The organism is Alterirhizorhabdus solaris (genome assembly GCF_007785815.1).
In the GTDB taxonomy this organism is placed as follows: domain Bacteria; phylum Pseudomonadota; class Alphaproteobacteria; order Sphingomonadales; family Sphingomonadaceae; genus Alterirhizorhabdus; species Alterirhizorhabdus solaris.
Window position 1 is genome coordinate 1 of the sequence record NZ_VNIM01000139.1, and the last position, 8,394, is coordinate 8,394.

Annotated in this window: 1 protein-coding gene; it reads right to left on the minus strand. The window is 71.3% G+C overall.

Going from position 1 to position 8,394, the window contains the following annotated elements; all coding sequences use genetic code 11:
• Positions 1–170: 170 nt before the first annotated feature.
• On the minus strand, positions 171–8,378 hold the full coding sequence (locus FOY91_RS21855; RefSeq protein WP_203234643.1) for a hypothetical protein: 8,208 nt from the start codon (positions 8,376–8,378) through the stop codon (positions 171–173).
• Between the last annotated feature and the right edge of the window lie 16 nt (positions 8,379–8,394).

Here is an 8,394-nt window from a genome sequence, read left to right on the forward strand (position 1 = left end):
GGGCATAAGCGAAACCTCGGGCGATCGGGCGGGGACAGGCGCGATGCCCGGTGCCGCCGATTAGCGTAAGCCGTCGCGCGCCGACAAGGGCTGCGCGGCAGGTACGATGAAAAGGGGCGGCCCGCGCGATGCGGACCGCCCCTTTCGTTCATGCCGAAGCCGTCTGCCGGTCAGTTGCAGTCGGGGTCCGTCGCCGATTGCGCGCTGTCGCAGCGGCCGTCCTTTTCCGCCTTGGCGGTCAGGTCGTCGTTGCCGCTGCCCGTCACCTGCTCGTTGAGCGAAATTCCGGTGGTCAGCGCGTCGCCCCCGTCGAACGTCGTGTAGAAATCGTCGTTGCCGGCGCCCGTCACCGGCTCGTCGATGATGCCGGACAGGCGGAACGGGGTGAAGTCGATCAGCTCGATCAGCGGCGAGTTGAGCTGCTGCACCACGCTGCTGATCGCCCCGGTCAGGCTGTCCTGCCCGTCGATGATCGCGTTGATGACATCCTGCACCGGCTGGCGCGGCGGAGTGAGGACGGGGGACTCGGGATCGGGGTCGGGATCTGGATCCGGATCCGTGATGACCGGATCGAACCGGCAGTTCAGGCCCGAGATCAGGCAACCGTTGGCCGTCGAGCGCGGATCGAGACTGGCCATGCTGCCCTGCGCGGTGCCGGACAGGCGGAGCAGCGGGATCAACGCCGCACCGCTCACCAGTGTGCCGTCCGCCCCCGGCTGGCGGCCGTTCAGCACGATTTCCGCCGGCGTGGTGCCGGTGGTGGCGATCGCGATGCCGCCGGTGCCGGCGGTGATGCCCCGCCGTGCGGTGGGAAGCGTACCTGTCCCGCTGTTCTGGATATACAGCCCGTTGCTCACGCGGAACTCGATCGCATTGGCCTGGAGGAAGCCGGCCTCGCTCGTCGTGCCGTCGTTCGCCCCCAGTCGTTCGTCCTTCGCATCCACGCCGGACAGCCCCTCGATCGCACCGATCGCGGCAGGCGTGGCGACGGTGATCCGCCGCGCGGCCAGCCGCAGCCGCCCGGCCAGCGCATTGCCCGTATCGCGCAGCGCGATCGACCCGCCCGGCGTCACCACCGTGATCCGGTCACCGGCGGTGATCGCGAACAGGTCGGTCTGCGCCGCCGAACTGATCACCGCCGCCCCCTCGACCCGCACCGAACCCGGCGTCTGGATCTCGAACGAGGCGGCGTTGCCCACCAGATTGCCGTCGGCCGCCGCCGATCCGGCGAGCGTGAGGGCCTGCACCGCCACGTCGCCCGCGCCGCTGACCCGGATCGCCTGCGCGCGCGTGCGCCCAAGCACCTGCTGCGACACCGCATAGCCGGCTGCCTCGCCGGTGCCGCCAATTGTCGTGAGGCCGGTGCCGTTGTTGGCGTAGCTGGCCAGTTCGGTCACCGCGCTGCCGACGCGGCCGCTGGTGCCGACGCCGATCGCCTCGGACAGCAGGGCGAGGCGCAAGCCGTCCACCGTCCCGTTCATCACAATGCCCGACGCACCGTTCTCGGCGGCGTTCGCGGTGCCCGCGCGCAGCAGGCCGGCGTTCAGCGTCACGCTGTCGGCCGGGCCGCCCACCCGTGCGCCCGTGGCCGTGCCGGGGGTGGCGACGGTGACATGGCCGAGGCCGATCACCCCGCCTGCATCGACGACGATATCGTCGCCCGAGGCCAGGAAGATCGCCCCGTTCGACCGCACCCGGCTGGCAGCGCCCAGCGACAGGTCTCCGCCTGCCTCGATCCGGACCGAGCGACCGGCGCTGACCGTGCCCGTCACGCTGGTGTTGCCGGCGAGCAGATACGGCGCCGCCGCCCCGCTGCCGGCGGCGAACGGGAAGCCCGCCGCAAGCGTCACGTTGCCGGTCGTCGCCGTTGCCACGGCATCGCGGACCGACAGCGTGCCGGCGGCGCGCGCCTCGATGCCGTCGGTCGCCTGAAGGTCGACGGCGGCGAGGGCGCCGCGAGTCGACTCCAGCATGATCGTGCTGGCCGCGCGGCCTACGCCGATCGAGAGGTCGCCGCTCGCCGAGGCGCTCAGCGCGCCGCCCGCGCGCAGGTCGTCGGCGGTGATCGCGCCGGCGTCGCCCCCGGCGGTCAGGTCGATCGCACCGCCGGCGACGGCGGAGGTGAACGTGATCGCGCTGTTGCCGTTCAGCGCTGTGATGTCGCCTGCCGCCGCCTGCGCACCCACGCGAATATCGCCGCTGCCGTCGCCGATCAGGAAATCGCCGATCGTCTGGGCGACGTTGATGTAGTCGATCGCCCCGGCGGAGGTGGCGGTGCCTACCAGCGTGCCCCGCTGGGACACGACGTAGATGCCGCTGCCCTCGCGGTTGCCATATTGGCCATCGCCCGCATCCGCGCCCGCACCGGTGGTGACGAGGCTGTCCGCCTGCACGCGGCCGAACGCGGCCAGCACGATATCGTCGCCCGCGCGGCCCGAACCCAGCGTGACGCTGCGCGAGAGGGGGCGGGTGTCGCCAACGACATAGCGCGTCACCAGCTCCAGATCGCGTCCGGCGACAACCGTGCCGGCGTCAACCGACGTGCGCCCGGAGGCGAGCACGTCCAGCCCGGCGGTGGCGGTGCCCAGCCGCACGTCGCTGGCGCTGCTGAGCAGGATCGTCCGTCCGGCGGTGACGTCCCGCACGTCCACCCGGCCGAGCGCGGTGACGGTCACGTCGTTGCCGGCGCGCACGTCCAGCGCGGTCACGGTGCGGGCGTCGTCCGGCGTGCCGTTCACCCCGCTGCCGCTGGCAAGCCGGACGTTGCCCGTCGCGGTCGCGCGATCGACCGAGACCGCGCCGCCGCTGCTGGTAAGCGAGACGTCGCCCGCGGTCGCATCCGCCGTCGCGATGCGCAGCGCGCCCAGCGCATTGAGCGCGATGCCGGTGCCGGTCGCGCTGATCGTGCCCGGCGTGGCGATATCGGTGGCGACGCGCACGGTGCCCGCCGCCGCCAGCGTGATATCACCCGCCGCGCGGACGATGTCGCCCGCGATCGCGCCACGCGCCGAGGAGAGCCGCATCGCATCGGTGGAGGCGATCGTGGTGAAGCCGAGCGCATCGCCCGCCGCCACCGTGACCGGACCGGCGGTGACCGCCCCGCGCAGCGTGACCGCGCCGCCGGTGGCGACCGGGGTGACGCCGTCGAGCCGGGCGGGATCGGCATCCTCGCCGAGCAACGCGGCCATCGACGCATTGGCGACGTAGAATCGATCCGTCGTGCTCACCGCGCCGGTGGTGACGGCGTTCGCGGCCAGCAGTACGGCGTTGGCGTCCGTCCTGATATCACCGGCCGTGATGCTGCCGCCGCGCGACAGGATGCCGATATCGCCCGGCGCCGTGGCCGAGCCGATCGCCGCATCGAGCGCGGCGGAGACACCGATCGCCCCGCGATACTCCTCGTCGGTGACAGCGCCGGCGGGGTAGGTGCCGGCCACCAGCGCGCCGGCTGTGATCCCGCCGTCGTTTGACAGAAGCAGCACCGAATCCCCGGCCGAGGCGGCACCGATCGTGATCGCCCCGGCGGCAGTGTAATCGACATCGCCGCGGAAGGCGGTGGACGCCCCCGTCACCCCGATCGTGCCACCCGCGACGATCTCGATCGCCCGGTAGCGTGCATCGGACTCGTCGCTGCCGGAGGTGAGGCTGTCCGCCAGCACCGATCCGCCGGCCGTCACGAAGATGTCGTCGGCCGCGATCGCGGTGCCCAGCCGCACGTCGCCCGGCGCTCGCACGTCGATGCCGCCCGAGCGCGCGGTGAGATCGCCACCAGCGATGCGGGTACCGGCGGTGAGGGCGATCACCGGCGCGGCGAGGCTGTCGAAACGGATGCCGCCGTTGGGCGCGCTGACTTGCAGCGCGGTGCCGGCATCGATCGTGCCGAGCGTGACGGCCAAGGTGCCATCCGGCGCGGCGCCCGTCGCGGCGCGGTCGACTCCGTTAGCGGACAACTCCACGGTGCCTCCCGCCTGCGCGAAGTCGACCCGTAACAGATCACCCGCCGTGGCGGTGATGTTGGTTGCCGCGGTCAGGGATCCGGCGTTCACGGTCTGGCCGCCCAGCACGACATTGCCGCCGAGATCGGCGCCGTCGTTCGTCGTTTCTCCCCGGGCCGTGAGCGAGGTGAGGGTGAGGGTGGTGCCGGCAGTGATCTGCGCGTCGTCCGATGCGGTGACGTCGCCGAGGACGACCGCGCCGTCCGCCTGGACTAAGATATCGCTGCCGTCCTGATCCGCACCAGTGCCGCCCGTCCGCGTCACGATTCTGTCGACGCGTATGTCTCTGTCAGCCAGCACGACAAAATCGCCGGTCGCATCGATGGTGCCGGCAGTCACATCCGTACCGCCAAAGATCTGCACGCCGTTCGGCCGCCCGTCGCTGCCGAGAATCGCCGTGGTCGTGGCCGAGCCGATCCGCACACTGCCGTCCTGCGCGTTCAACGTCGTTCCACCTGCGCTGCTGGTGGACGACAGGTCGATCGAACGGCCGGCCAGCACGTTCATCGTGCCACGCGACACGATCCGGGCCGAAGCGCCGGCCACATCGGAGCGAGCTATGATATTCAGGTTGGTGTCGAAATCCTCCCCGGTCGCCGCCCCTCCGGTCAGGGTGAGGTTGCCCAACAGGTTTACGGCACCCGATTGTGCTTCGAGCCGCAGGCGTCCCGCAGCGGTCTGGCTGATCGGTGCAGTGCCGCGGGTGCCGAGCGAAATGCTGTCCAGCGCTGCGATATTGATCTTGCCTGCCGTTACCGGCCCGGTGATGCGCACGTTGGTCGGCCTCAGACCGGCGCTGCCGCCGATATCCAGCAATCCGCTGAAGTCCCCGTCGTTCGGAAAGAAGCTGGTCATCGAAACCGCGCCGAGACACACATCGCCCTGAAGGCAGGTCGTCAGCCCACCGTTATCGTTCGACTGAGTGACGCCGGCCTGTGGTGCATTCGATACGAACGCCGTCAAAGACCCGGCCTCGATCACGCTGCCCGACGCCTGAATGGCACCGCCGCGCAACGTCAACGGACGGCCTGTTACCGAGATAAGCCCGTCTACCACCACGGCGGCGACATTGCCGGCAGGGGGGGCATAAGCGAGCGACACATTTCCTGCGGAGAGTTCGAGCGCGGCTGGAGAAAAAGCGCCGCCGCCCGGAAAAGGAGTGACGGGCAGCGGATTCAGCGCCGCGCGTACTTCCGCACCCGCCGCGATCCGCACGTCGTCACCCGCGTTCAGCGTGACGCGGTTGGCCGACAGCACTCGTCCGGTGCCGGAGATCGCGATGTCGCGCCCGGCGGTGGCGAGCACCGCGCCCTCGGCGCTGACGATGCCGTCGATGGTGATGTCGGCGGCGGCATAGGGGCCGGTATCGCCCATGCGGCCGGCGCTGATCGAGACGATACCGCCGATCGGCGTGGAGGCGGTCGGGTCATCGGACAGGAGTACCGGACCATCGGCGCGGGCATCGCCGAGCGTCACGTCGCCCAGCGCCGCGATCGCGATATCGCGCCCGGCGAGCAGCGAATCGGCGTGGATGGCGTCGCCGGTGCTGGTGAGCAGAATGTCCCGCCCTGCCTGCGCCGCGGTGATTCCGATGGCGCCGCCCGCCGTGGCGGTCGCATCGCGCCCCGCGGTCAGGCTGGTCGCCGCGATCGTGCCGGCGCCCTCGGCCACCAGCACCGCGTCGTCGAACGCGTCGGCGGTGGTGAGCTGGATCGACGGGATCGGCAGGCCGGTGCCGGCGGTGGCGGTAAGGCGGATGTTGCTGCCGTCCGGCGTCGCGCCATAGCCCGTTTCTAGGCCCGTCCCCAGCGTGCGGGCGGCGGTAAGGACGATGCTGTTGCCGCGCACGATCACGTCGTCGCCGGCGATCAGGCTGGGGGCGGTCACGCTGCCGTTCGTGCTCGTCAGCCGTGCCGTGTCGAACGCGCTGACCTCGGTATTGATGGTCAGCGCGCCCAGGGCGTCGAGGCGGATGTTGCTGCCGTCGCCGCCATAGCCCGATTCCACGAAGGTGCCGGTGGTGATCGCCCGATCGATGACGACCGAGGCGCCGGACACGTCGATATCGTCGCCTGCGTTCAGGAAGTTGGCGGAGGCCAGCCCGGCGGCACTCAGCAGGATGTCGCGGCGGGCATTGCCCTGATCGATCGTCGCATCGCCGCCGGTCGAGACGACGGTGATGTCGGTGCCGTCGAGCAGGCCGCCCGTCGCCCCCAGACCGCCGAAGACGCCGATCGTGCCCCGCGCGTCGGCGGCCAGCAGGGTGGCGGTGCCGTTGTCGGAGGCGACCGACACGCTGCCGGCCGTGCCGAGGTCGCTCGCCGTCGCATCGCGCACGAACGCACTGCCGCCCGAGGAAGCGATGGCGATGCCGAAGCCGTCGCCCACGGTGATCCGCTCGATCGAGACGTCGCCCGTCGCGTCGACGTTCGCATCGCCGTTGCCGACCGAGAACAGGCGGTTGATCGTCACCGGCCCTGCCACCGTCAGCCCGTCCGTCCGGCTGACCGAAAGATCGGGATTCAGCGTCTCGACATGATCGCCCGCGACCAGCTCGGCCAGCTCCAGCCCGCCGCTGCCGGTGGACAGGCCGACCGTGCCGGCGCCGCGGACCGAGCCGCCGGGGCCGTCGATTCCGGTCGCGCCCAGCACCTGCACGACGCCCTCGGTGGTCGTGCCGCTCAGCACCGTATCGTTGGCGAGGCGCACCGCGCCGAGGGTGGACTGCACGCGCAGGAGTTCGCTGCCGCCGAACGTCGTGGCGCCGCCGCTGCCGCCGAGCAGGATATCGCCCTGCGCGCGGATCGAGGTGCGGCGGGTCTGGCTGCCGGCAGCGATGCGGACGCTGCTGGGCAGGCCGACCGTGCCGTCGAGCGGGCCGACCGTCAGCAGATCGGTGAGATCGACCGCGCCGAGGCACACGTCGCCGAGCAGGCAGCCGGCGGTGAGGTTTTCCACGCCGCCGGTCCGGTCGATGGAGGGGAGGGGAGCGTCGTCCACCTGCACGGCAAGGCTGCGGCCGGCGATCGTGCCGCCCTCGGTCTGCACCGCATCCCCTGCCAGCAGGATGCCGCGCCGGTCGGCCGGGTTCGCCGAAAGCGTGTCGTTCGCCACGATGCCGGACGAGACCGTACCGGCGATCGTCACCGTGGCGAAATCGCCGTCCACCGCACGCAGCGTCGGCTGGCGACCGGCGGTGATGACGAGACCGGCCGGCGAGTCGAGGTCGAGCGGGCCAGTGCCCGCTGCCGGGTCCGCTAGCGGCGCCAGCGCGGCGCGCAGCACGGCACCCGAGGCGACCGTCACGTCGTCGCCGGCATCCAGCCCCAGGAAATTGCCGGACAGGATCTGCGCGCCATCCAGCACACGGATATCGCCGCCGGCGGTCGCACGTATGGCGTTGCTGGCGCTGATGGTGCCGGTGATCTCCAGATCGGCATCGGCCAGCGTCACGTCCGGCAGCAGATCGGTGTTGAAACTCTGCCCCGCGATCAGCGTGATCGTGCCGCCGCCCGCCTCGTCCAGGCTGGTCGCGGCCGGATCGACAGCGGCGGTGGTGGCAAGATTGCCCGCGCGGACGAACGAGGTGGCCTGCAGCGTGATCGCATCTGTCGCGGTCAGGCCGTCGGCCTGCACGGTATTGCCCGTCATCAGGATCGTGCCGGCGGTGTCGCCCATCCGCGTCGCCACGATCGGTGCGTCGCTGACGACATCGCCGTTGGAGCGGAAGCTTACCGTGCCGGCGGTGATGAGGTTGGCCGGCGTCGCCACGTTGCCGCCCGCCTGCGTGGCGGTGACGAAGCTTTCGCCAAAGACGTCGAGCGTGTTGCCGATGTCGATCCGGCCGTCGTCCTCCACTCGCAGGCTGGCGTGGTAGCCCGTGCGGATCGTGGCGCTGTCGGCGATGCTGATGCGGCCCCCGCGGGCAAGCACATCGACCGAGGCGAGCGACGGATCGCGCGTCGGGCTGAAGCCGCCCGGCGTATCGCCGAACGCGGTGATATCGAGGCTGGTGAGTGCGACCGAGCCGACCGGGCCTTCGCCCGGCGAAAGATAGCGGCCCTCCGCCAGCAGCGCGACGCGGCCCGAGCGGAACACGCCCACGCTGCCGAAATCGCCGGCGATACCGGGGTTGCCCGATGCGTCGATCGTCAGGACGCCACCGGTGATCCGGCCGAAGCGGGTCGTGCCTGCCTCGTCGACGTCGCCGGTCGCCAGCGTCACGTTGCCCGCGATGCCGTCGCCGCCGATGCCCGCCACGCCGTTCGTCGGTGTCTGGCCGGTGCCGGCATTGCCGCCCGCGCCGCCGTTGCCGCCGATCGCATCGGTGCTGATGTTCAGCCCGTCGAACGAGAGCGTGCCGCCGCTGGCGACGAGCGCCACGTTGCCGCCGGTGGCG